The 24885-nt window shown below is 33.8% G+C and carries 16 protein-coding genes; 5 read left to right on the top strand and 11 right to left on the bottom strand.

The annotated features are described in order from the left end of the window. Window positions 1-57: 57 nt before the first annotated feature. From ACFO3N_RS19155 to ACFO3N_RS19140, 4 genes are all read right to left on the bottom strand, one after another. Window positions 58-2334, bottom strand: a complete 2277-nt coding sequence (locus tag ACFO3N_RS19155; RefSeq protein WP_379800458.1) for an ATP-binding protein — start codon at window positions 2332-2334, stop codon at window positions 58-60. Between the two features lie 5 nt (window positions 2335-2339). Further along, window positions 2340-2936, bottom strand: a complete 597-nt coding sequence (locus tag ACFO3N_RS19150; RefSeq protein ID WP_379800456.1) for a biliverdin-producing heme oxygenase — start codon at window positions 2934-2936, stop codon at window positions 2340-2342. A gap of 109 nt (window positions 2937-3045) precedes the next feature. Next, a complete protein-coding gene (locus ACFO3N_RS19145; protein ID WP_379800454.1) occupies window positions 3046-4380 on the bottom strand; it encodes a sensor histidine kinase in 1335 nt (444 codons plus the stop codon). 2 nt (window positions 4381-4382) lie between these two features. Further along, entirely contained in the window at window positions 4383-5732 is a 1350-nt protein-coding gene (locus tag ACFO3N_RS19140; RefSeq protein WP_379800452.1) for a sigma-54-dependent transcriptional regulator, read from the bottom strand. A 284-nt stretch (window positions 5733-6016) separates the two neighbouring features. Here ACFO3N_RS19140 and ACFO3N_RS19135 point away from each other — a divergent pair, with 284 nt between their 5' ends. From ACFO3N_RS19135 to ACFO3N_RS19120, 4 genes are all read left to right on the top strand, one after another. Further along, window positions 6017-6727: an ABC transporter ATP-binding protein gene (locus tag ACFO3N_RS19135; RefSeq protein WP_250835859.1), complete on the top strand. Its 711-nt coding sequence runs from the start codon at window positions 6017-6019 to the stop codon at window positions 6725-6727. Window positions 6728-6730: 3 nt separating this feature from the next. Then, window positions 6731-9142, top strand: a complete 2412-nt coding sequence (locus ACFO3N_RS19130) for an ABC transporter permease (RefSeq protein ID WP_379800449.1) — start codon at window positions 6731-6733, stop codon at window positions 9140-9142. A gap of 1 nt (window position 9143) precedes the next feature. Then, the gene (locus tag ACFO3N_RS19125) at window positions 9144-11555 is read left to right on the top strand and encodes an ABC transporter permease (RefSeq protein WP_379800447.1); all 2412 of its coding nucleotides are present in this window, start codon (window positions 9144-9146) and stop codon (window positions 11553-11555) included. A 183-nt stretch (window positions 11556-11738) separates the two neighbouring features. Next, window positions 11739-14162, top strand: coding sequence for an ABC transporter permease (locus tag ACFO3N_RS19120; RefSeq protein ID WP_379800445.1), 2424 nt, complete (start codon window positions 11739-11741; stop codon window positions 14160-14162). A gap of 265 nt (window positions 14163-14427) precedes the next feature. Here ACFO3N_RS19120 and ACFO3N_RS19115 read toward each other — a convergent pair whose 3' ends face one another. After that, complete coding sequence (locus ACFO3N_RS19115) at window positions 14428-14982, bottom strand: NAD(P)-binding domain-containing protein (RefSeq protein ID WP_379800443.1); 555 nt, start codon at window positions 14980-14982, stop codon at window positions 14428-14430. A gap of 163 nt (window positions 14983-15145) precedes the next feature. On the opposite strand from ACFO3N_RS19115, the gene ACFO3N_RS19110 reads away from it, so the two are divergent. Then, window positions 15146-18157, top strand: a complete 3012-nt coding sequence (locus ACFO3N_RS19110) for a sensor histidine kinase (RefSeq protein WP_379800441.1) — start codon at window positions 15146-15148, stop codon at window positions 18155-18157. On the opposite strand, the gene ACFO3N_RS19105 is transcribed toward ACFO3N_RS19110, so the two are convergent. The 6 genes from ACFO3N_RS19105 to ACFO3N_RS19080 form a co-directional block, all read right to left on the bottom strand. Further along, window positions 18154-18783: a response regulator gene (locus ACFO3N_RS19105; RefSeq protein ID WP_379800439.1), complete on the bottom strand. Its 630-nt coding sequence runs from the start codon at window positions 18781-18783 to the stop codon at window positions 18154-18156. The two genes, ACFO3N_RS19110 and ACFO3N_RS19105, sit on opposite strands and share 4 nt — an antisense overlap. Window positions 18784-18786: 3 nt before the next feature. Continuing rightward, on the bottom strand, window positions 18787-20217 hold the full coding sequence (locus tag ACFO3N_RS19100; protein WP_379800437.1) for a glycosyltransferase family 2 protein: 1431 nt from the start codon (window positions 20215-20217) through the stop codon (window positions 18787-18789). Between the two features lie 12 nt (window positions 20218-20229). After that, window positions 20230-21051, bottom strand: coding sequence for a hypothetical protein (locus ACFO3N_RS19095; RefSeq protein WP_379800435.1), 822 nt, complete (start codon window positions 21049-21051; stop codon window positions 20230-20232). A gap of 1 nt (window position 21052) precedes the next feature. Then, complete coding sequence (locus ACFO3N_RS19090) at window positions 21053-22267, bottom strand: tetratricopeptide repeat protein (RefSeq protein WP_379800433.1); 1215 nt, start codon at window positions 22265-22267, stop codon at window positions 21053-21055. Continuing rightward, window positions 22267-22632 (bottom strand): response regulator transcription factor, encoded by a 366-nt coding sequence (locus tag ACFO3N_RS19085; protein ID WP_202001909.1) that lies wholly within the window; start codon window positions 22630-22632, stop codon window positions 22267-22269. Before ACFO3N_RS19085 ends, ACFO3N_RS19090 begins: the two co-directional genes overlap by 1 nt. 75 nt (window positions 22633-22707) lie before the next feature. Further along, entirely contained in the window at window positions 22708-24693 is a 1986-nt protein-coding gene (locus ACFO3N_RS19080; protein WP_379800430.1) for a GAF domain-containing hybrid sensor histidine kinase/response regulator, read from the bottom strand. Between the last annotated feature and the right edge of the window lie 192 nt (window positions 24694-24885).

The raw sequence follows: 24885 nt of genomic DNA, 5'->3' as shown, positions 1-24885 counted from the left end.
CAGATTTTATTTTATAATCTATTTAAATCCGTTGAATCTGCGTGAAAAAAAACTTATTTACAAAGGCAAAAGCGTGTCTTCGGGATCGCAAGGGAAATAAATAATAATATCGGTACCTTGATTTGGTTTCCCTTCTGCTTGGATATCTCCTCCAACTGTCTGCATAATCTTTTTACATAAAGCAAGTCCAATACCCGAACCTGTATAGTGTTCTTGCGTGTGAAGTCTTGTAAAAACTTTAAAAATAGATTCTGCATATTGCTGTTCAAAACCAATACCATTATCAGAGAAACGAACCCAGTGACAATATACTTTGTATTTATCGTGTATCAGAACAGGTTCCTGAGAAGCTGTGATTACAATTTTAGGCTGTCTTTCTGAGGAAGCATATTTGATTGAATTCTGAAGAATATTATTAAATAGCTGGCGCATTAAAAAACTGATAGCGTGAACTTCCGGAAGATTTTCATGCTCTATTATAGCATTACTTTCTGCGATAGTTTCATGCATCTCTTTAATCGTAGACTTCAATATTTTGTTTAAATCTACTTCTTCCAGCTTCTCTCTCGTATTTTTTATACGGGTATATTTCAGAATATCTTCCAGCAAGCCGCTCATTCTGTTGGCAGATTTAGAAACGCGCTGCAAAGAATTCGAAATTGATTCTGTAGAAATAACATCTAATTCCGAAAGCATTTTAGAAGTAATAAGCTGAATTTTACGCAACGGTTCCTGCAAATCATGCGTACTGATCCAGTTGATGTTTTCAAGCTCAGAGTTGGTTTCTTTCAAAATTTCACTTTGACTACGATACTTCTCTTCCTCTTCACTTAACATAATCAAAATCAAATGATTGTACAACGTATGAGTGTATTGAGAAGCAGCATTAATTTCATAAAGTTTCCAGTTACTGCTTTGGTTTTTTACTATTTGTTTATAAATATTGTATGAGTTTCCTGGATGGAGTCCTTTACTGTCTTTTACAATTCTTTTTTCTGGATCGCCTCCCCATTTAATTTCTGAAATCGTTTCTGGTCTAAACCATATTACATGCCCATTGTTACCTAGTGAATGGTAAATAATTCCAGCGAAATTAGAATTTTCATCAAATTCTGGAAAATGGTCACTAATCTTATTCGTTGAGAAAAAATCAGTATTCTTTTTACTTTTGAGATGTCTGAGTAAATCAATAATTTGTTCATCAGATGGCGTTAAACCATTTTTATAGATTTTATCTCTAGTGATAATAGATACACCAGAAGCATTTGCGATTTCTAACAATTGTGGTGCACTAACAATTTTTTCTAAAGACTCTTTTAAAACAGGAAGCTCCAAGCTAGTCAACTGTTCTAATGCTAAATTCGTTTTCTGGGCACTAAGATACTCATCATTAGATTGTCTAATATCGATTTGAGAAGTAATAAACTGTCCCTGAAGTTTTGCTGCAAGTCTAATTTCAGGAGATATATTTTTCTTTGAATAATGGTGACAGGCAATTAGTCCCCATAATTTTCCATGATGAATAAGAGAAATCGTCAATGTTGCGCCAACTCCAATATTTTTCAGGTATTCTACGTGAATCGGTGATGTACTTCTTAAAATAGAAAGACTTAAATCGAGATTTTTTCCCTCTTTATCATCAACCGTATAAATTGGAACAGGCTCATAATCAATATCTACAATCAGCCTCAACAGATTCTTAATATATAATTCTCTTGCTTGGGCTGGAATATCGGTATGAGGGTAATGCAATCCTAAAAAAGGTTCTAGATCTTCTCTGCAATCTTCGGCAAAAACCTCTCCGTTATATTGTTCATCAAAACGATAAATCATGACACGATCATAACCCGTTATTTCGCGCGTTCCTTGTGCTACAAGTGCGCAGAGATCTTTAAGCGAAGTAGTTTTATTCATCTGACTTACAAACTGAATCGTTTGTTTGTAAGCATCAGCGAGTTTTTCTTGATCTGCAAACAGTAATTCAGCCTCAAGAATGTAAATTCCTTCACTTTTATGAATGTTTATTTGAAATAAGCTACCCAACAATTCGATCTCCAGAGGAAAAGCGTCTTTAAACTCATCTCCGTTTGTGTAAGCTAAAATTTCATTTTCGGCTGTAACTCCAAAAACTGCTGCAAAATCTTTTCCTAACATTTGATTGTGGGAAATACCAAAATAAGCAGCAACATTTTCTGAACAGAAATCTATTTTCCATTGCAGTGTTATACCAAGCAAAAAACCGTGAGGCTGAATCTGACCTGGTATGTGTATAGGTTCATGCTCACAATTGGTTAACGTAACGATATCGCGATTAACTATATCCTTAATTTTCATTCTTTTTATTTGCTCTCAAAGTGATTATAAATACTATCAAAAGCAAATACAGCTCCTTCTATAATACTATCTCCACAATTATTTTCTTGTTCGTATTCAGAGAGAAAATTCAAGAAAGATTTCCAGAAACTTCCTGTTTTTTCTCCATAACCATTAAAATAAGAAACGCCTTTATCTCCTGAAAGTTGTGGTACTTTTGAAACATTTTTTAAAATAAACCTTCCGCCCAGTGTGGAACCTTCTACTACATATAAAATACCAAGCGCAAAAGGAACCGAAATACCGTTGGTCTTAAAAACTTTCTCTGAAGGAGTCAATTCATAATTTAAAAATGAAAGATCTGCTTCTATAAGCTGTTTTTTTCTTCTTTGTTCTAAATCGTCGATTAGATTTGCAAACAAAGGAAAAATAGTTCCCTCTGTATCTTGATGAACATCATGCATCAGATTTAAGTATTTCGCATATTCCTCAATTTTCATGTCTGGAGACATAATTGACATGGAAACCGGAAGTTCTTCTAATTTTTTATGAGAATCAGCAGTTTGTGTTTTTAGATCATTAAGAAAGCTAGAAGCTATTGCTGAAGTTGAATTTGTACTCATTATTTTAATATTATTATTATTTAAAAGAGTCAAATTGCAACTCCTCTTTCACAAATTTAAACAAAAAAAATTATCCAAATTTTAAAAAGATATTTTAACCGTTATTCTGTTAATCTTCAACCAAAGAAATCTCAAAAACAGTGGTATTATTTTCGCTTTTATGCGAAATATAACCGCCGTGTGCTTCAATAATATTTTTAGACAAAGTAAGTCCGATTCCTGCTCCTTCAGTTCGGGTGGTGAAAAAGGGAAGAAATATCTTTTCTTCAATTTCTTTTTCGATTCCTTTTCCAGAGTCCGAAACTTTTATAAAAATACGATTGTTTTTGGCTTCCGCCGAAATCGAAATTTGCTTCAGATTACTGTTTTCTAAGGCATTAATCGAATTGGTCAATAAATTGATTATCACTTGTTCTATCTGTTGAGAATCGACATTGATCAAAATGTTTTGGGCAACGGCATTGGTTACTTCGATATTATTTTTCTTAAACAACGGATTCATAGTCTGAATACAACTGTCAACCAGATGCTGCAATTCTGCTTTTTCTTTTTTAGGAGAAGGAAGCATGGCCAGTTTTCTATACCCTTCAACAAATTTCTGCAAATGATCGCTTCGTCTCAGCATCGTCTGCACGCTGTTTTTTATGTCTTCTAAGTCTTCTGTCGAAAGCGAATCTTGTTCTACTAAATCCTCCAAATTCTGGCAGATTGAACGAATTGGCGTTATAGAATTTAGCAATTCATGCGAAATCACTTTCATCAAATTAATCCACGCATCTTTTTCTTTTTTCTCTACTACGTTCTGAATCGAATCCAACAAAACAATAAAATAATCTTGTTCGAAAATTTCAGTTCGTGAAGCCTGCAAAACAAAGGTCTGTTTGCTTTTTTCATTTATGCTAATCTCGATTGAAGTTTTAATTTCGTGAAAATCATCTTCTTCGATTATTTCACATAAAGACGGCAACTGATTTTTAAGATATCTCCATTTCGAAACTTTCGGGACATTAAAATGACTCGAAAAATAATCGTTCATCAAAAAAATACTCCAATCTTTTTCTTGTTTCTGCAAAATAATAACACCCGATTCTATGTTATTTAAAATCGAACGATAAATAATATCTCTTGTAACTTGCTCGTTTTGCTTGCTTTTTAAGGTTTCATACAAAGTAAACAGCTCATTATAAGTACTGTTGAATTTATGCTTAGAGAAATCGGAACTAAAATCATCCTGCAAGATTGAAGAAATGGTTTTATTATAAATCAGAACCATATTTCTAACATAAAAATACATTTCCCTGCCCAATAGAAAAACCATGCAGAGACCAAAAATTCCCGTAAAAAGCAAACCAATTCTAAAGAAATACAGCGACAATTCGATTCCGATCACTATAAAAATTAATCGCAGAAAAAGGAGTTTGTAAGTTTGTAAAGTCCTTAACATAATTAGTCGATATTGATATTAAATTTCTCCAAACGTCTGTACAGCGCTCCTCTTGACAAGCCTAGTTCTTCGGCCGTTTTGCTGATATTATTGTTGTTTTTGAGAAGTGCTTTTTCGACCGTTGCTTTTTCAACCGAAGAAAGCTGAATATCATCTGAGTTTTCCTCGTAAGGCGTTATCGTTTCTAAATCCAGATCGGAAACCGTTATGGTGTTGTTTTCGCAAAGAATAACCGCACGTTCAATCTTATTTTCCATTTCGCGAATGTTTCCATTCCACGCATGTTTTTCAATCTGTTCCAAGACTTTTTTATCAAAGGTAATTTCGTCTCGGTTATATTTTTCAATCATTTTATCCAAAAGATATTCGGCAAGCGGAATCTTATCTTCGTGCCTTTCCCTTAGCGGAGGCAAAACAATTTCCATCGTATTTATGCGATAATACAAGTCTTCACGGAAGTTTTTATCGGCAACTTCTAGTTTTAAGTTCAAATTGGTTGCTGTAATAATTCTCACATTCAACGGTCTTGCTTTTGTTTCTCCCAATCTTGTTACCATTTTGGTCTGAATAACTTGCAAAAGTTTTGATTGTAAATGAAGCGGTACATTTCCTATTTCATCCAAAAAAATGGTTCCGTTCTGTGCCATTTCGAAACGTCCCGCTGTATCCGTTTTAGCATCGGTAAAAGCGCCTTTGGCATAACCAAATAATTCGCTTTCGAAAATATTCGAATTTAAAGAACCCAAATCAACTGCAATAAACGGCTGATTTTTTCTTTCAGATTGGGTATGAATATGATGTGCCAGAACAAATTTCCCTGTTCCGTTTTCGCCTAGAATCAAAACATTCGCATCGGTTTTTGCCACTTTATCTGCCAGAGAATAGGCTTTTTTTATAATTTCAGAACTGCCAACAAAAAAGTCCTCTTTTATCTCAATGTCTTTAGTTTTCTTTTGTTCTTTTCGGGCTTTATCAACTGCTTGTTTTACCGATTCTAAAAGCTTTTTATTTTCCCAAGGTTTCAAGATATAATCAAAAGCACCCGATTTTAAGCCTTCAACGGCCGTTTCTACTTTTCCGAAAGCCGTCATTAAAATTACAACCGTTTTAGGCGAAAGCGTTTTTATTTCTTTCAATAAGTACAAACCTTCCCTTCCATCTTCAAATCCTAATCTATAATTCATGTCTAAAAGGACAACATCAATGGCATTTTTTGCCAATAATTCGACAATATTTTTTGGATTATTGAGGGTATAAATGTTTTCAAAATACTTTTTCAGATAGACTTTTGATGCAAAAAGAATGTCTTCCTGATCGTCGATGATTAAAATAGATGCGTTGGTCTTTTTCATTATTGTTCAGTTTTGGACGAAAGGTGTCCACTTATGGACAGTTCAAATTTTTATTAAAAAATAATCCCTTAAAAACAAGGTGTTTAGAATGTTTAATTTACTGGCACGAAAATCACATTAGAACTTGTAAATCATTAATAATTAACCTCTTTCGGAAGTACAAATAACAAAATAAATAGCGATAAATTAAAAATAATTTATCTTAATTTTCAGACTTGTTTCTGTCATTCCAAAGGGCATAAAAATTTTAAAAGAAATCAATCAAAAATTAAAACAGTCCAATTATGATTACCATTACCAAACTTTCAAAAGTATTTAGAACTGAGGAATTAGAAACCAAAGCATTAAGTGAAATTTCGTTAACTATCAATCAAGGCGATTTTGTATCGATTATGGGACCGTCTGGAAGCGGAAAATCGACTTTATTAAACATTATTGGATTGCTAGACAGCGCTTCTAGCGGAAGCTACAAACTCCTTGATCAGGAAATGGTAGGTTTAAAGGAAAAATCTAGAGCGCAAGCCCGAAAAGAAAATATCGGATTCATTTTTCAGAATTTCAATTTAATTGACGAATTATCTGTTTTCGATAATATCGAATTGCCTTTGATTTATAATAATGTTCCATCTGCCGAAAGAAAATCGCGAGTAAACGAGATCGCAAAAATTTTAGGAATCGCACACAGATTAAAACATTTTCCACAGCAGCTTTCAGGAGGTCAACAGCAGCGTGTGGCTGTGGCGAGAGCTTTAATCAATAATCCGAAAATTATTTTGGCCGATGAGCCAACAGGAAACCTAGACAGCAGAAACGGAAATGAGGTTATGGAACTATTGACCGATCTTCATGCCGGCGGTTCGACAATCTTGATGGTAACACATTCTGATTATGACGCTTCTTTCTCGCAAAGAACTATTTTAATGAAAGATGGCGAAATCCTTTCTGAAAAAGTAAATCATAGAAATGTGGACGTTTTGGTAACTGCTAACAACTAGTTTATGCTTAAGAATTGGATCAATATATTTATATATCAATTAAGGCATAACAAGCTTTTCAGCATCTTAAATATTCTTGGTTTAAGTATCGGAATTGCAGGACTAATCTTTGCAACGCTGTACTGGAACGACGAATATTCGTATGATAAATGGAATCCCGAAAAGGATAAAACATTTATTGTTATGAATAATGTGGGAAAAGGAAATATTTTTGCTACAAACTCTGCTATTACAGCGCCACTTCTAAAATCGTCTACTCCATATGTAGAAAATTATTGCTATTTTACTGATTATTACTCAAAGGAGACGATTCAATATAATGGCAAAACAGAAATTGTAGATAAAATCTTTTCTGCACAAAAAAGTTTCTTTTCTTTTTTTCCGTATCAATTCAAATACGGCAATCCCAATACTGTGCTTCAAGAACCTCAAAGCATTGTGTTTTCTGAAGAAACTGCTTTTAAGTTTTTTAAGAATGAAAATCCAGTCGGAAAACAGGTAAAATATGATGACAGAACCTATATAGTTCGTGGTGTTTATAAAATACCTGGAAAATCGGTTGTCATGCCAGATGTGGTTACCAACACCATTGAAGAAAGTCTTGAAAGAAATAAAGATCATTGGGGCTTCAATTATGGTTTAGTGCTAAAATTGAAAAAAAAGAGTGATGCTCCACTGGCAAAAAAAGCTCTAGATGAAATATTCTTAGAAAAAAATTATAAAAGACAAGCACGAAATGAAGGCATGACGCTTGAACTGTTTATAAAAACATACGGAGAACCTTTGAAAACCATAGTAGTTCCATTTGAAAATTCTAGGCTCCACAATGAAAGCTATCCATTTCCAGAAGGAACAGGAAGTCTTCAGTTTTTACGAATCTTAATGGGATTGTCTATTGTCATTTTATTACTGTCAATTGTCAATTATATCAATTTAGCTACGGCCAATGCTATAAAACGTGCAAAAGAAGTGGGTGTGAGAAAAATTATTGGTGCTACAAAAAGACAGATTGTGCTTCAATTTGTATTTGAAACTGCTTTGACCATGCTTTTTGCTTTATTATTGGCACTCGTAATTGTCGAAGTTTCTCTGCCTTTTTACAATCAGTTTTTAAACAAAGAATTGGTTCTTGCGGGATCTCAGTTTTATCTTCAGCTTGTTGTAATCTTTATCCTTGTGATTATTGTAAGCGGTGTTTTTCCTGCGGTTTATATTTCAAATTTTGAGGTTTTGAATGTTCTAAAAGGAAATTATTCGCACAGCAAAAACGGTTTATGGCTTAGAAATACCATGCTTGTTTTACAATTTTCGATTGCTGTTTTCTTTATCATCGGTTCTATTGTTGTGTATCAGCAAGTTCAATTTATGGTAGAAAAAGATTTAGGCTTTAATGGATCACAGTTAATGAATATCTCTTTTAGGGAACAAAAAGATAAAGGTCAATTTGAGCGTTACGAAAGCATAAAACAAGAACTGAAGAAAATTCAAGGTGTTGAAGCGGTTTCTGCGGCTGCTTTTTCTATTGGAAGTGATTGGAGCTCCAGAGGCGGTTTGCATTATAAAAATAATCCAGAAGTTATCATTCAGCAATTGGGTTCAGATTTTGGAATGCTGGAAATGTTAGGCGTTAAACTGCTAAAAGGAAGATTCCTGACCGATAAACTGGTTTCTGATACGATTTCTAATGTTTTACTGAACGAAGTGGCAGCTAAAACAATGAACGAAAAAAATCCTGTAGATAAAATCATCGATTGGCAGGGCGAAAAATATAAAGTGGTCGGAGTTGTAAAGAACTTCCACTGTTCTGGTCTTGATAAAGAAATTAGTCCGATGATCTTCTTTCATATCAATGCCCAAAAATGGACACAGAGAAATATCGAATCTATTACGGTAAAGGTTTCTCCTAGAAATATGGATCAGACTATTGCTACGCTAAAGAATTTCTGGGCCAAAAATGTAGATGCCGAATATCCTTTTGAATACAGTTTTGTAGACAAAAATTTTGCGCGCACTTACAAAAAATACGAAGATCAAAGAAACTTATTTGCTTTATTGAATGTTGTTGTAATTCTAATTGCCGTTTTCGGGCTGTTTGCCCTAGCTTCTTTTTCTATGGAAAGAAGATTAAAAGAAATTGCAATCAGAAAAACACTTGGCGCCGAAACCAATATTTTACTGAAAGAATTGTCTAAACAATACGTGATCTTCTGTATAATTGGTTTCTTAATCGGAATTGTTCCTGCTTATTTATTGTTGCAGAAATGGCTTAAAAATTTCCCATTCCGAATAGATATCACTCTTCTACCCTTTTTTCTTGCTTTTGTGTCTTTGTTATTCCTTACGCTGACAATAGTTTTAGCAAAAGCCTATCAAGTAACAAAAGTGGATGTTTTAAAATACTTAAAATACGAGTAAGATGCTTAAAAATTGGATTAACATATTTGTATATCATATCAAGAATAACAAATTCTTTACAGCTTTAAATATAGTGGGCTTGAGTATTGGAATTGCAGGTTTAATTTTTGCGATTCTATACTGGAACGACGAACACGCTTACGATCGGTGGAATCCTGAAAAAGACAAAATCTTCATTGTAATGAACGATTTTGGCGGAGGAAACATCTGGACAACAAATTCTCCAATTCCAGGTAGAATGCTTAATGCAACTACCTCATACTTGGATAAATACTGTTATTTCAGAGTAAACTATACCACGGAAACTATTCAGTATAACGGAAAAATCGAATTGGTTGACAAAATCTTTTCGGCCGAAAGGAGTTTTTTTTCTTTTTTCCCTTTTGAATTCATTCAAGGTAATGCAAAAACAGCTCTAAGCGATCGCAATAGCATGGTGCTTTCTAAAGAAACTGCAGAACGAATTTTTAAGAATGAAAACCCAATGGGTAAACAACTAAAATATGCAGATCACATTTTTGTTGTTCGCGGTGTTTACAAAATACCTGAAAAATCTTCGGTAATGCCTTCAGTAATAACTCCGATTGTAGAAGAGGAATTAGAACAAAATAAAGATAATTGGGGCTTTAGTTACGGATTAATGTTAAAGCTCAAAAAACCCAGCGATACCACTGCAGTCATTCAAAATTTAGACAAAATATTTCTTGAAGACTATTATAAAAAACAGGCAAAAGCTGAAGGCTTATCGATAAAACAGTTTTTTAAACAATATGGAGACCCTATAAAATCAAGGCTTCTTCCGTTTACAAAAGCAAGACTTCAGCAGGGCAATTATGCTTTTCCTGAAAAAAACGCCAATTTACAGTTCTTAAAAATAGTAATGGGCTTATCGATCCTAATCTTAATTTTATCAATTGTCAATTATATCAATATGGCTACGGCAAATGCTGTAAAACGAGCCAAAGAAGTTGGTGTTCGCAAAATAGTGGGTGCTACAAAATCTCAGATTATAGCTCAGTTTGTATTTGAAACTACACTCATAACGCTGTTTTCTGTTCTGCTAGCCATGGTAATTGTAGAACTTTCTTTGCCATTTTATAATGCATTTCTCGACAAAAATCTAGTTTTGATTGGAACTCAATTTTACCTTCAGTTAATTGTTATTTTCTTTGTTGTGATATTGGTTTCTGGCGTTTTTCCTGCAGTTTATATAGCAAATTTTGAAACACTGAAAGTCTTAAAAGGCAATTTTTCTCGAAGCAAAAACGGTGTTTGGATTCGTAACGGAATGCTTGTTTTACAATTTTCTATTGCTACACTTTTCATTATAGGATCCTTTATTGTCTATAAACAGGTAAACTTTATGATGGCGAAGGATTTGGGCTTTAACGGATCTCAGGTTATGGATATTGACTTTAAACCGCAAAAAGGAAAAAATCAATACGAAAGGTATAAAACCATTAAACAAGAACTGAAGAAAATTAAAGGTGTTGAAGATGTTTCTGCTGGAATGTTTTCTATTGGAAGCAATGACAATTCTTGGCAAGGACTTCATTATCAATCAAACAAAGAAGTAATTACGCAGCAATTGCCTATGGATTTTGGACAACTGAACCTTTTAGGTATAAAAATATTAAAAGGAAGAGATCTGAATCCTGAATTGGCAACAGATAGCATTTCGAGTGCTTTATTGAATGAAACCGCTGCAAAAACACTTCAGGTAAAAGATCCTATAAATAAAGAAGTTCTTTTTGGTGGGCAGAAATTTAAAATTGTGGGTATTGTCAAAAATTTCCATTACATCGGTTTAGAATATAATGTGGCTCCAATGATATTCTTCCATATTAAAGCTTTTGATTGGATGTCTAATGATATGAGAAATATCACCATCAAAATATCGCCCGAGCAAATGCCAGAAACAATTGCAACCATTAATAAATTCTGGAAATCTAAAGTAGATCAGGAATATCCGTTTGAATATGATTTTGTAGATAAAAACTTTGCCCGAACATACAAAAAGTATCAGGATCAGAGAAATTTGTTTGGGCTGCTGAATATTGTGGTAATTCTAATAGCTGTTTTCGGTCTGTTTGCTCTAGCTTCGTTTTCTATGGAAAGACGATTAAGAGAAATTGCGATTAGAAAAACTCTTGGTGCAGAAACCACTATTTTACTGAAAGAACTATCTAAACAATATGTGATTTTCTGCGTAATTGGTTTCTTAATCGGAATTGTTCCCGCTTATTTATTAATGCAAAAATGGCTTGAAAACTTTGCTTCTCGAATTGAGATTCCGTTTCTGCCTTTTATAGTTGCTTTTGTATCACTGTTATTTTTAACGCTGACCATTGTTTTAGCAAAAGCCTATCAAGTAACCAAAGTAGATGTGCTGAAATATTTAAAATACGAGTAAGTCGTTTGAGTTTTTCGATTTCAAACTCCCAATAACAATCAGAGTTAATAAGGTTTTAGCAGATTCTAGCAGACTATTTTTTGATTAAAAACAATCTGCTAGAATCGGCAATCCGAGCTTAAGCAAACAGGCGGAGCAAACCTATATGAAACTAACCACCCAACCATAAAAAACACCAATAAAATGCTAAAGAACTGGATCAATATATTTATCTATCAAATCAAACACAGTAAATTATTTACTGCTCTCAATATTCTCGGATTGTCAATAGGAATTTCAGGTCTAATTTTCGCGCTTTTATATTGGAACGACGAACATAGTTACAATGCTTGGAATCCAGAAAAAGATAAGGTTTATCAGGTTTTGGTTCAACTTGGCGATATGCCGGCAGTTGCCGAAAACTCGGTTCGATTAAAAGCATATTTAAAAAATGACCCTAATGTGGAGACAATCGTTTATGCAGACGATTGGTATCAGAAAGACAAAATAATCTATAAAGGAAAAAAAGAATTTACAGATAAAATTATCAACGTGGAAAATGGTTTCTTTTCTCTTTTTCCCTTTAAAATAATTCAAGGAAATAGCTTTTCGGCTCTAAAAGAAGGCTCAAGTGCGGCAATTTCGCAAAACATTGCAAAAAGATTGTTCGGCACCGAAAACCCTATTGGCAAACAGATTAATTGCCTATCAGAAACGTTCACTGTTAAGACTGTTTACACCATTCCAGGAAATTCTTCTATCGCCCCGACAGTAATTGTCAATAAAATGAAAGATTTAGTCGATTTGAGCAAAAACCAAGGTTTGTTTGTTTTAAAAATACTGTTGAAGGTTAAAGATCCCTCAAAAATTGAGAGTACAAGGACAATGCTCGAAAAAGTATACTATGACGAAATTATTGTAAAAAACTCGAAAGAAGCTGGAATGTCTCCTGCTGAAATGGAAAAGAAAATTGGCCATTTTAAAGTCTTTATGGAACCGCTTTCTGACTCTAGATTGCATTCTATACTAGACGGTTATCCAGAAGGAAGAGGCAATTATCAATTTCTCTTAATAATGGCTGGATTGTCTATTTTGATCTTGATTTTATCAATTGTCAATTATATTAACATGGCAACAGCAAACGCCATTAAACGTGCTAAAGAAGTTGGAATACGAAAGATTCTTGGAGCTTCAAAAAGCAAAATTGTTTTACAGTTTATTTTTGAAACGGCTTTAATTACCTGCTTTTCTATTTTATTGGCATTGGTAATTGTTGAGTTAACGCTTCCTTACTACAATAATTTTCTTGGTAAAAATCTAACGATCATAAATGCCCAATTCTACTTGCAACTTGTTATTATCTTTAGTATTACAATTTTAGCAGCTGGCTTATTTCCTGCACTTTATGTTTCTAATTTTGAAACGATAAATGTATTAAAAGGTAATTTTGAAAGAAGTAAAAATGGCATTTGGCTTCGTAACGGAATGCTAGTCTTTCAATTCTCGATTGCTGCATTTTTTATCATTGGTTCTAACATAGTTTATAAACAAATAGAATATTTAAGCAATAAAGATTTAGGTTTTAAAGGAGATCAAGTTATTGCTGTTTCTTTAAATTTTCCTTCGTCTTATTTTGAAGGAGAGTCAAGCACTAAGAGAATTTATAATCGATATAATACGATAAAAGAAGAGTTATCAAAGCTAAACGGTATTTCTAAAGTTTCGACAGGACTGCTTGCATTTGACGGAAATGATAATTCTTTGTGGCCAGTCTGGTACAAAGAGGAACTCTTTAAACAAAAAGCAATTGGACTAGATTATGGAATGCTAGATCTGATGAACATAAGAATCATTCAAGGACGTGACTTTAATACAAAACTAGCTTCAGATACGGTAAATTCTGTTTTGATAAATGAAACAGCATTAAAACTGATGAATATTAAAAATCCGATTAACAGCGAAATTAGAATTGGCAATCAACCCATGAAAATTATTGGAGTTGTAAAAGATTTCAATCTTCTAAGCCCAGAATCCAGTATCGTACCAATGACTTTCTATCATGTTAAATCTTTGGATATGGCTGCAGAGATGAACGTTGTTTACATAAAGCTAAAGCCAGAAAACATACAAAATACCATTGCAGGCATTGAAAATTTTTGGAAAGCAAAAGTAGATTCCGAAAATCCTTTTCAATATGATTTTGTTGATAAGCAATACGCGAGAACTTATGAGTCGTATGTGAAACAAAACAACTTGTTTTCGCTATTAAATATTGTCGTCATTCTAATTGCTCTTTTTGGATTATTTGCTTTAGCCTCTTATTCCATTCAAAGGAGAATGAAAGAAATAGCGATTCGAAAAACTTTGGGAGCAGAAACCAATATCTTATTAAAAGAATTATCTAAACAATATGTAGTTTATTGTGCAATAGGTTTTCTTATTGCTGTATTTCCTGCCTATGTTTTATTGCAGAAATGGCTGAATAATTTTGCTTTTAGAATCGAAATTCCGATGCTGCCGTTTCTACTTTCTTTTTTGCTTTTATTATTTCTTACCTTATGTATTGTTTTAGCAAAAGCGTATCAGGCAACAAAAGTGGATGTCCTAAAATATTTAAAATACGAATAAGTAGTTTTGAGTTTTTGTAAAAAGCTGTGCAAGTCTGAGCCCTTGCACAGCTTTTTTTATGAAATTATATTCCGCTAGGGACACCTGTTTTGCGGAATGAATGTTGTGAACATAATAAAACGTTCCTACGGAATAAATTAACGCAAAGGCAACTATTGCGCAATTTAAACCAAAAAAAATGTCCCAGAAAGTTAGCTTTTCTGGGAACATTTGAGGTTGAACAATTCTAATTTATTCAAAGCTGGTTTCGTAATATATTCCTCTTTTAATTCAGGAAACAAGAATGCACTGGAAGTTGGTACAATTCTTCAAAATCTACTCCGACGAGATTTAGGCTTTTAAAAAATGTTTTTGCTTTATTTTTTGCCTGTTTATTCAATCCTGTATAAAATATTTCATCGTCATTCTGCTTTTGGTTTATTATAGAAAACACTTCTGGATTAACTATATTAAGCACCTTTATAACATGAGCTTCCGGCAAAAGAGAAGCAATAATTTCAGATGATGATTTAGAATTTGGCTTCAAGCATTCTAAACTAAAAATCGGATTGCTCTCGTATATAATTACTTTTTCGTTCATATCTGGCAAGTCTGTAAGGAACAATCCAACATCTTCTCGCGGAATAAATACTATTAAAATGCTGGCTTTTGCAGCTTCATCTTTGCTAACCAATTTTACGTTCTCTCCCAAAGTCTCCGCCATATCTTTAAACTGACGATTTTCTCGCGTAGAACTTAATAATACCTGATGCCCAGCCTTGACCATACGGTTCACAAAATCCATTGTAAAACTACATAAACCAATTACCCCTACCTTCATACGTTTTGCATTTTGCTTTTAACCTAATAACGCAAATATAGCGTTACAAAGTACTACAAGACTTGTTTTTGCTGTGCCAATAAATCTACAACGTTGTAGATTTAAAACTACAAACGGCAAATTGTGATTTATGTTTGCTAAGTTTGTTCTATAATTTAGTCAGATGCCAAAAATAGCGGTTCATATTTTGCGTTACTGTTGTTTTCTGCTTTTGCTCATTACAACCCAAATGGTCTGTCAAGAGAACTACACAGCCAGATGGTATACTGCGGATAATAACGAGCTGCAACAGAATAGCATAAAGGCAATTGTTCAGGGCAAACACAATTTTATATGGATGACAACTGAAAATGGCATTGTTCGCTATGACGGGAATAATTTTCTTACTTTCAATTCTTCCAATACCTCTTTAGAACATACCCGCTTTACCGATATTTTCGGAAGTATAGAAAAAGACAGTCTTACCAGTTTTAACGAAAGCAAAAAAGAGCTTGTCTTTATCCGAAATGCCAAAGTACAGATACTCAAAAAAAACGCGCTCAATTCTAGTTTAGTGCGAGACGGCAGACGTTTCTTTTTTCATGACGGCCTTCCTTCCAACTATACGATCAATAAGCATGAACCTTATTATATTAAATTAGCTACTGGAAATATATTTTTTATAGATAACCAAACTATTGAATTATGCGATTCTAAAATGAATAGCATTTCTAAAACTGTTTTCAAAAACGATAATGTTTTTAATTTTTTTGCAATCGACAATTCTCTTTTTTACCTGACAGATAATGGCGGTTACAAGTGTTTTTCTAGTAAAGGTGAATCTTCGGGAAAGCTGAATATAGCATCAAAAGGCAATCATAAGCTATTCTGGAATATCACAACTGGACAGGTTTTTCTTTGTATAAAAAATAAAATATATCGGCTAGAGAATCAAAATGATCAATTAAAAGCTAAGCTGATTGTAGATTACAAAGATTTTGAAACTAGCAATATCATCGCTATTTATTTCGATCAGAAAAACCAAAAACTGTACTTAGGAAGCGGCACAAACGGATTGTGTATTATTTCTTTTCCTGCGTTTAAAACAATAACCAAAAACAACGGAAAAGCCGAAGTTTACTATGCTGTACAAGCTTTAAGCGACAGTACCGTCATCACTTCTGAAGGGCTGATTATTAGCAACAAAGGAGTTCTTAATAGTATTCCTTTTCCTAAGAGTGTTTATCTAGATGAAAGAATAAACATTGCTCTCGATAACGAAAAAAATATATGGATCAGCCGAGACAAGAAAGCACTTTGTTATCTGAAAAAATCAGCATACAAAGAATATCTCACCTACCCTTTTGATCAAAATCCGAAAACAATATTTAAAGATAACAGCAATACTATCTGGGTTGCCTTGAGTCTGGACGAGTTTCACAAACCCAAATTATATTCCATAAAAAATGGAGTTGTGAAGCTTGAAGCAGTTTTGAAAAACAACATTAATTATATTGTCCAGCAAAACAATATTCTGTACTTGGCTGGAGATAACGGTTTGTTTCTTTATAATCTAAAAACCAAAAAGTTAGATTTTGCAAAAAATACCCAAAAAATAAATATTAGAAGTGTCTTTATAGACAGTCAACAAAAAATTTGGCTCACCACATACGAAAAAGGCTTTTTTCTGTATGAAAACCAAATGCTGCATTCTTTTCCAACAGACGAAGAGCATTATCTTAACACGACACACTGCATCATTGAAGATAAAAATAATTTTTTCTGGATATCTACCAACAAAGGGCTTTTTCAAGTTTCTAGAAAAGCGCTGCTTCAATATATTAAAAATAAAAACACGGTTATTTACTACCATCAATACACTAAATCGGAGGGTTTCTTGATTAATGAATTTAACGGCGGATGCCAGCCATGCGGGAATTTTCTAAAAAATAATGATATCGTTTTTCCGTCTATGAATGGTATCGTGTTTTTCAATCCTTACAAAGTAGCTCCTTTACTGCCTGGCAAGGAACTTTTTATTGACAGGATTGTTCTAGACCAGAAAACAATTGATCCAAAAGACACCATTGTCTTAAAAAACAACTTTCAGAGGGTTAGTTTTTTGGTTTCTTATCCTTATTATGGCAATCCTAAAAATTTGTCTATAGAGGCAAAAATGGACAAAATTGGCAGTGATCGCTGGGAACGATTAAAAGCCGACAAATCGATATCTTTTACCACGCTTCCTCCTGGAAATTACAAACTTACCTTTAGAAGTTTATCTGGTTTTAACGCCAATTATGCCTACAAAACTGTAATTCTTGTTGTTCCTGCCAAATTTTACCAGACGATCTGGTTTGCCATTCTCTGCGGTATTCTGGCCGTTGGTTTTGTAATTTCGATCTGGCATATCAGATTGTATTATCAAAGAATGAAAAGAAGACAGCTGGAAGAAGTAATTGCGAAAAAAACGAAAAAATTAGCCTCTACCGTTAAAAAGCTTGAAAAAACAGAAAACAATTTAAAACAAGAAATTAAACAGCACGAAATGCTGGTTAAAAGTGTGAGCCATGATATAAAAAGTCCGTTGAAATTCTTGTCTTCTTCTATAAAACATCTTTCTGAAAACAGCAGTATTCAAGACGACCAACGCCTCAAACAGCAATTAACAACTTTACAGACTTCGACATCTCAGCTTTATGAATATGTAGAAAATCTAATAAAATATTCTTCTATTTTTATTGAAGGGAAAAAACTGGAAGACGAAAGTTATTCTTTGCATGAATTGATCGAAGAACGAATCCAGATTTTTGAAAAGATTGCTGAAGCAGAAAACGTATCGATTGTCAATAATGTAGAAAAAGGTTTTTGTGTTAGAACCAACAAGAAAGCGCTTTCTATTATCATTCATAATCTGATTGATAATGCCATAAAAAATACCAAAAACGGAAGAATTGAGCTTTTATGCACGACTCATGAAAATATTCTGACTTTAAAAATTATAGATAATGGTAAAGGAATGAGCAAAGAGCTTATTGATTATTACCATAATTTTTATAAAAACCCGATTTCAAAAAATTACCATCTGGGACTTCATATGATTATTGAACTTCTTATTCTTATTGAAGGAAACATCAATATTATTAGCGACCTTGATAAAGGCACTACGATAGAGATTATGGTAGAATACAACTAACTCTGAAACGTATTATATAAATTAATGAGTTCTACCAGATTATTGACTTTTAATTTTTCAAAAACCCTCGCTTTGTAAGTACTCACGGTCGACATGTGAATATTGAGTTTGTTGGAGATTTCTAAATTACCATTTCCTTGAACCAGCAAATCTGTAATTTGAAGTTCTCTTTTAGACAAACCTTCCAACGGATTTAAAGTCTTTTTACTCGTCTGAATGTCTACCAATTTATTAACCAGTTCAGATGAAATATACGTTCCCGATTCGAAAATTGAAGTAATGGCAAACATAATTTTTTCTTCGCTGCACAGTTTGTCTACATAACCGTTGGCACCAGAAGAAAGATATTTTAAAGCATATTGTTCTTCTTCGTGCGCTGAGAAAATCAATATTTTCACCTCAGGCTGAATGGCTCTGATATCGGTTATCATATCAGTATTTTTTCCTCCTGGAATATTGATATCTAAAATCACTAAGTCAAAAGGGAGATTTTTTAAAAGTGTAATCGCTTCAAAGAAATTTTCGGCATTCGAAATGGCAACATCATCAAATTGTCGCTCCAAAATCATGGCCACTCCATTTCGCACTACCAAATGATCATCAACTATTAAAATTTTCTTTGTCATCTTCTATTTCTTCGTAAATCCTTTTCTGGTCATTTCTCCCCAACCTTTAGTACCCATCATTTTTTCTTTATAACCAATTAACGCCGCATAAACTGTAAGCGGATGAAAGTAAAACGGCTCAATAAAAGCGGCCATCAATAATTTGAAAAAATCGGCTTGTTTTGGGTATTTATGATAGGTTTTCTCTTCGCTATATAAGGCAATCACCGAAAAGAACACTGCAAAGGTATACACAAAAAGCAGCAGTAAAAAGAAAAAATGCCAGTTTAGCAAACCGAACACTATAAATACCGCGGTTATGACCAAACCGATAAACTCAATTGCAGGCGCTAAAAACTCAAACAGAGTCCAATACGGCACACTGAGCATTCCTAATAATTTGTATTTTGGATTTAAGAACATTCCGCGGTGAATGCTTAATGTTTCTATGGTTCCTCTCATCCAGCGAGAACGCTGTTTTTTGAATATTTTGAAATCCTCTGGCGCTTCGGTCCAGCAAAGCGGATCTGGAATATAACTCACGGAATAAGGCAGTTTATTGTCCAACATATAACGGCGCATTCTTACAATGAGTTCCATGTCTTCTCCAACCGTTTTGGTACTGTACCCGCCAGAAAGAATGGCTATTTCTTTGTCAAAAGCTCCAAAAGCACCACTGATAAGCAGTAATCCATCCAGTTTGCCCCAGGCCATTCGTCCTAAAAGAAAAGCTCTTAGATATTCTAAAACCTGAATTCTCGACAGCATTACATCTGGAACATTTACTTCGACCAAGCGTCCGTTTTTTATCACACATTGATTGGCAATTCGCACCACTCCTCCTGTTGCAATAATTCGTTTTCCGTACGATTCTAAAAATGGTTTTGCGAGTTTTAAAAGTGAATCTTTATCTAAGATACAATCAACGTCAATACAAACTACGTAAGGATTTTGAGCAATATTAAGTCCGACATTTAAGGCATCGGCTTTTCCTCCATTTTCCTTGTCAACTACAATCAGTTTTTTGAAAGCGGCATTTTTGGAAGTATATATTCCTCTGATTTTTTTGGTTTCAATCTGCGGATGAAAATCCAAATCAGTCAAAACCAAATCGTAGGTTTTGGTTAAGATTTCCATCGAATTGTCTTTACTTCCGTCATTTACCACAATAACCTGATAATTATTGTAATTCAGCGAAAGCAGCGATTTTACATTTTCTTCAATAGTCAAACCTTCGTTATAAGCAGGGGCAATAAGCGAAAGTTTTGGTGCAAACTCGCTGGTTAACAAAACATCATAATCTACAAAACTGTTTCTTTTAAGATATTTTCTAAGCTCTTTTGTAGAAAGATAAGCCAACATTAAATAAGAAGACATGATTAGTATGGCGTAACCTAATATAAGGAGTATATATACATCCAAAAACCACGTTATTTCAGTATTAAAAAAAGTCATTTTCTTATAATATTATGGTGTTAAGGTCTGTAAAAGACTCTGTGCTTTGTATTTAATTATAGTATTTGATGTATTGTCTGCCAAATGAACAACATAAGGAAGCTTTTGTGTTAGTTTAAGTTCTTTTATCAGTTTTAAACCAAGTGCAATTACAGTCGTATTTTGCGATTCTAACAAATGTTCAATTCCTTCTCTATCACCAATATCGTGTTTTTTAAAAGCACCAATGATATTTAACTGCATCCAATCGTCTATAGGATCTGAATGTTCTACAAGATATTTTATGCTTTCAGTGCCTTCAAGTTTAATAGCTGCATTTAGTGCTACAATTTTTAATGTTTTCTTTCTGGCTTTAGAATAAACAATAACCTGATCAAAAGCTTCATTGATATTAAACTCTGCCAGTTCGGTGATTCCTTTACATTTTACCTCCCATTTCAGGCTTTTCAATTTTTTGAATGAATCTTTTATCAGTCCAGAATCTTTATAAAAATGTTCTAATTTTTGAGCATAAACACCTTCATAGTTTTTATGCAGATTGATAAGAGATTCTGTCAAAACTTCCCTAAAAAAAGAAGTGTCAAACAGAACTAGGAAATTTTTATCTTTTTTTACTTCAGCAAACGGAACATCTTCAAAAATAACAGCCGACATTATTTTGTCTATTATTGTACTGTATTCTTTGCTAAGGCGTTCTCGTTTTATTTTACCGTTTCTGCTGGCAACAATAATAAGATACAGAATGAGTGAAGCCACTATGAACAGATAAATAGAGAAAGTAAGAAAAGGCACTTCCCACTGACCTTGCTTATATAGTTCCCAGATTTCAGTCATATTAAAAACGTTTTGTTACAATTAACTGCACATTAAACTTGTTTCTATATTCTCCAGGTGCATATTCCTCATCTTCATAAAGGAAAATCGGGCGTACAAAGAACGAATCACCAAAACGATGCTGATACTGAATTCCAATTCTATACGCTTTTAAAGGTTGCGTAAAATTATTGTACAGATACAAATAAGGAACGTTTCCGTATTGCAACTCCAGCCTGATAAGATGTTCTTTTTCTTCGTTTACGCGCTGCACGCTTAAAACATGAGAAAACAATTCGTTCGAAGTATCATAATAAGGTCTGTACGCAAAACTATAAATTCCGGCGTTATAGGCAACTTGCCCTGTAAGTAGTGTAATATCGTCGGTATCAAAATGCATGAATCTTCCTCCAAGCGAAAAATCAAAATGTTTCTGTGGCTTAAAATAATATTCTAAACCAGCTTTGGCTACAGGAAATATAGTTTCTCCCGTTGATACACCGGCATTTGCATACAAATAGCTTTTGTTTGAAAAGGTTTGGTAGAAATCGGTTTCAAATAACATTTGGGTTTCATTGCTGATATTTCCAATATTTGCCCTTCCTACAATTGCCGATTTGCTGAATTTATGCGAATACTCTGCATATCCATAATGAAATGGAGATTGCCCAGGATCTGAGGTCGAAATATTAAGATAAGAAAACGAAACGGCATTTTTTGCTTTGCGCCCAATAAGCGTACGGATTCCTCTAAAAGCCTGCGTACTATTATCAATATAAGATGCCTTTTCTATTAAATCTAAAGCTTCTTGATCGCGGTTTAATTTCTCTAGACAAGTTGCTTTAATCTTCAATACATCAACCGATTTTGGATCAATGGCCAGATATTTATCGCAATACGAAATGCATTTTTCATAATCTTCTGTCCAAAAATAGACATTTAGAAGGGCCTGTAAAGCTTCGGGATTTGGATTATTTCGGTCTGCCATTGGAGACAAAATTTTTATAGCAGTTTTATATTCTTTTTTCCAGCTGTAAATGCGTCCTGTGTAGATTTGTATATCTTCATTTTCAGGATATTTGGCGCGCAGAGGTTCTATAATCGATAATGCCTTATCGTAATTTTCTTTTTCGACTTCGCGCTTCACATTGGCCAAAGCCTCGTCTATATTGATTTCTTGTCCTATTGCAACAGAAGAAATAAAAAGCAGGAAAATAGAATAATATATAAACTTCATCAGATTCGGGTTTTTAGTAGTTTATTAATTCTCACTAAAAGTACAGCCGGACTTACTGGCTTGGCAATAAATTCGTTTGCCCCAATATCAAAAGAATCAAGCTCGGTCTGCTCAACGCCCGAAGAAGTCAGTATAATAACTGGAATATCAGATTTAAGGTTCTCTCTGACGTGCTGCGTAATTTCCATTCCGCTAACACCCGGCATGTTTATATCAGTCAATATTAAGTCATAGTTTTCTTTTTCGATTGCGTCCAACGCCTCTTTACCATCAGAAAACTGGTCAACACTAAATCCTTTCGACTCTAAGAAAAAAGATAACGATTTGCGTAGGATATCATTATCTTCTGCTACAATAATTCTCATTTTTTATTTTTTTATCTGGGGGATATTCAAAATTATAACTTCTTATTTATAAAGCTACTTCATATTTCTATTATATCATAGCTCTTTCAAAATTTTAACGACTTCTTCAATTCCGCAGTGAAAAATATTCACTTTATCTAATGTTTCCGAAGTAAATTCGCCAGATGACGCTTCTACTTCGATAATGGACAGACAATTGCTTAAATCTTGCAGCATAAATATATCCATGCTTGATTTCATATTATGCGCCAGTTTTTTCACATTTTCATAATCGGTATTCTTAAATGCCTCTTCTAACTGTAACACCTGACTTGGAATTTTTTCTATAAAAAGATCTATCATATCTTTTCTAAATTCAGGATCGCCTCCAGACATTTCATCCAAAAAAGACATATCAATAATTCTCTTATGGTGCGTATTGTTGTCTGGCGTCATTACTGTTTTTATCGCTTTTAAAAGAACAGACTGTTTAAACGGTTTTGGCACATAAGCATTCATTCCTACTTTATAGCATCGCTCCTGCTCGCCTACCAGAGAATGTGCCGTCATGGCAATAATTGGAATACTGGAGTTCATCTCGTTTCTAATATATTCTGTGGTTTGATAACCATCTTTAACAGGCATCTGCAAATCCATTAAAACCAAATCATATTCGTTTTGAGACAAAAGCTCGATGCCTTCTTCGCCATTTTGCGCAATATCCAAATCAAAACCAAAATTATTAATTACGCTTTTTGCAAGCTTTTGGTTTAAAACATTGTCTTCGCAAAGCAATATTTTAAGATTTCCTAAATCATTTTTAGAAACCGTTTTTACTGCGGTTTCTTCAAAATTTGACTTTTTGTACGAAAGGGTAAAGAAAAACTCAGAACCGCGGTTTAAAGTACTTTTTACGTGAACTTCTCCTTTCTGCAATTCAACCAGTTGTTTTACAATATTCAATCCAAGTCCGGTACCGCCAAATGTTCGCGTTGTACTTTCTTCGCCTTGTGTAAAGCGTTCAAAAATAGTTGCAAGTTTATCTTTCGGGATTCCGATTCCGGTGTCTTTTACAGAAAATTTAAGCGAATAACTGTCTTCTGTTTCCTCTATTTTCTTTACCGAAACGGTTACTTCTCCTTCATTTGTAAATTTAAGAGCGTTTCCGATAAGATTTACCAATATCTGATTAAGTCTTCCTTGATCTCCAATAACCAAATCTGGCATTTCGGCATCCAAGAAAAGATTAAACTCCACCTCTTTCTGCACTTTTACTTTCAGTAAATTATAGACGTGTTTGAGCGTTTTCTTTAAATTAAATGGTTCGGCTTCAATTGGTAAATTTCCCGATTCAATTTTAGAAAGATCCAAAATATCATTTACAATCAAAAGTAAATTTTCGCCAGCAATCTGCACACTTTCAATATAATCGCGCTGTGTATCATCGAGTTCTGTCTGTGCAAGCAAATCTGTAAAACCAATAATTGCGTTTAAAGGTGTTCTAATTTCGTGGCTCATATTGGCCAAAAAACTGTCTCTTGCCAGAACAGCGCGTTCGGCAATTTTTCGCTGTGTATATAATTGATGGTTTTTTGTGCCTAATTCGAGCTGTGCGATAACGTGTTTTGCTACGATAGAAAGTGCATTACGCTGATTTTCATTCAGTTCTTTTACGACATGATCAACTGCGCACAAAGTCCCGATATTATAGCCATCGGGCGTTGTAAGCGGTACACCTGCATAAAAACGAACATTAAATCCGCCTGTTACATTGGGATCGTCTTTGAATGTTTCGTTGACATGCGTATCGTTGATTTCTAGAATTTTTGTATCTAAAAGAGTGTAATTGCAAAAAGTGATTTCGCGCGGAACTTCAGAAACTCCTATTCCAATTTCAGATTTGAACCATTGTCTATTTTCATCAATAAAAGAAATATGGGCAATTGGCACACCGCAGATATAAGCAACAAGCTTTGTCGCATCGTCAAAAGCATCATCTGGAAGCGAGTCGAGTATATTATAACGTTTTAGAGCAGCTAAACGTTGAAGTTCGTTATCTGGAATTGGATAATCTTTATTCATTTTATTCAAGTGGTAAAGGTATAAAGGTAAGGCAATTTAGTCTAAGCCCCTTGCATTATCTCGACTTTTCTATCAAAACGACTTTCAGCACAATAATTTTCATCGGTCAAATCTTCCTTTTTTTATTTCATTACAAATTTTTTCTTGGTCATTACAAAATTGAATATCCCCTATTGGGCGAATGCTGATTTT

It is taken from the genome of Flavobacterium chungangensis (assembly GCF_042654045.1).
Taxonomy (GTDB): domain Bacteria; phylum Bacteroidota; class Bacteroidia; order Flavobacteriales; family Flavobacteriaceae; genus Flavobacterium; species Flavobacterium chungangensis.
This window is presented reverse-complemented; position numbering and strand designations above follow the sequence as displayed.

Excerpts from the sequence above, each read along its gene's own strand:
- ACFO3N_RS19155 (WP_379800458.1), bottom strand. The coding sequence starts at position 2,334 with ATGAAAATTAAGGATATAGTTAATCGCGATATCGTTACGTTAACCAAT.
- ACFO3N_RS19150 (WP_379800456.1), bottom strand. The coding sequence starts at position 2,936 with ATGAGTACAAATTCAACTTCAGCAATAGCTTCTAGCTTTCTTAATGAT.
- ACFO3N_RS19145 (WP_379800454.1), bottom strand. The coding sequence starts at position 4,380 with ATGTTAAGGACTTTACAAACTTACAAACTCCTTTTTCTGCGATTAATT.
- ACFO3N_RS19140 (WP_379800452.1), bottom strand. The coding sequence starts at position 5,732 with ATGAAAAAGACCAACGCATCTATTTTAATCATCGACGATCAGGAAGAC.
- ACFO3N_RS19135 (WP_250835859.1), top strand. The coding sequence starts at position 6,017 with ATGATTACCATTACCAAACTTTCAAAAGTATTTAGAACTGAGGAATTA.
- ACFO3N_RS19130 (WP_379800449.1), top strand. The coding sequence starts at position 6,731 with ATGCTTAAGAATTGGATCAATATATTTATATATCAATTAAGGCATAAC.
- ACFO3N_RS19125 (WP_379800447.1), top strand. The coding sequence starts at position 9,144 with ATGCTTAAAAATTGGATTAACATATTTGTATATCATATCAAGAATAAC.
- ACFO3N_RS19120 (WP_379800445.1), top strand. The coding sequence starts at position 11,739 with ATGCTAAAGAACTGGATCAATATATTTATCTATCAAATCAAACACAGT.
- ACFO3N_RS19115 (WP_379800443.1), bottom strand. The coding sequence starts at position 14,982 with ATGAAGGTAGGGGTAATTGGTTTATGTAGTTTTACAATGGATTTTGTG.
- ACFO3N_RS19110 (WP_379800441.1), top strand. The coding sequence starts at position 15,146 with ATGCCAAAAATAGCGGTTCATATTTTGCGTTACTGTTGTTTTCTGCTT.
- ACFO3N_RS19105 (WP_379800439.1), bottom strand. The coding sequence starts at position 18,783 with ATGACAAAGAAAATTTTAATAGTTGATGATCATTTGGTAGTGCGAAAT.
- ACFO3N_RS19100 (WP_379800437.1), bottom strand. The coding sequence starts at position 20,217 with ATGACTTTTTTTAATACTGAAATAACGTGGTTTTTGGATGTATATATA.
- ACFO3N_RS19095 (WP_379800435.1), bottom strand. The coding sequence starts at position 21,051 with ATGACTGAAATCTGGGAACTATATAAGCAAGGTCAGTGGGAAGTGCCT.
- ACFO3N_RS19090 (WP_379800433.1), bottom strand. The coding sequence starts at position 22,267 with ATGAAGTTTATATATTATTCTATTTTCCTGCTTTTTATTTCTTCTGTT.
- ACFO3N_RS19085 (WP_202001909.1), bottom strand. The coding sequence starts at position 22,632 with ATGAGAATTATTGTAGCAGAAGATAATGATATCCTACGCAAATCGTTA.
- ACFO3N_RS19080 (WP_379800430.1), bottom strand. The coding sequence starts at position 24,693 with ATGAATAAAGATTATCCAATTCCAGATAACGAACTTCAACGTTTAGCT.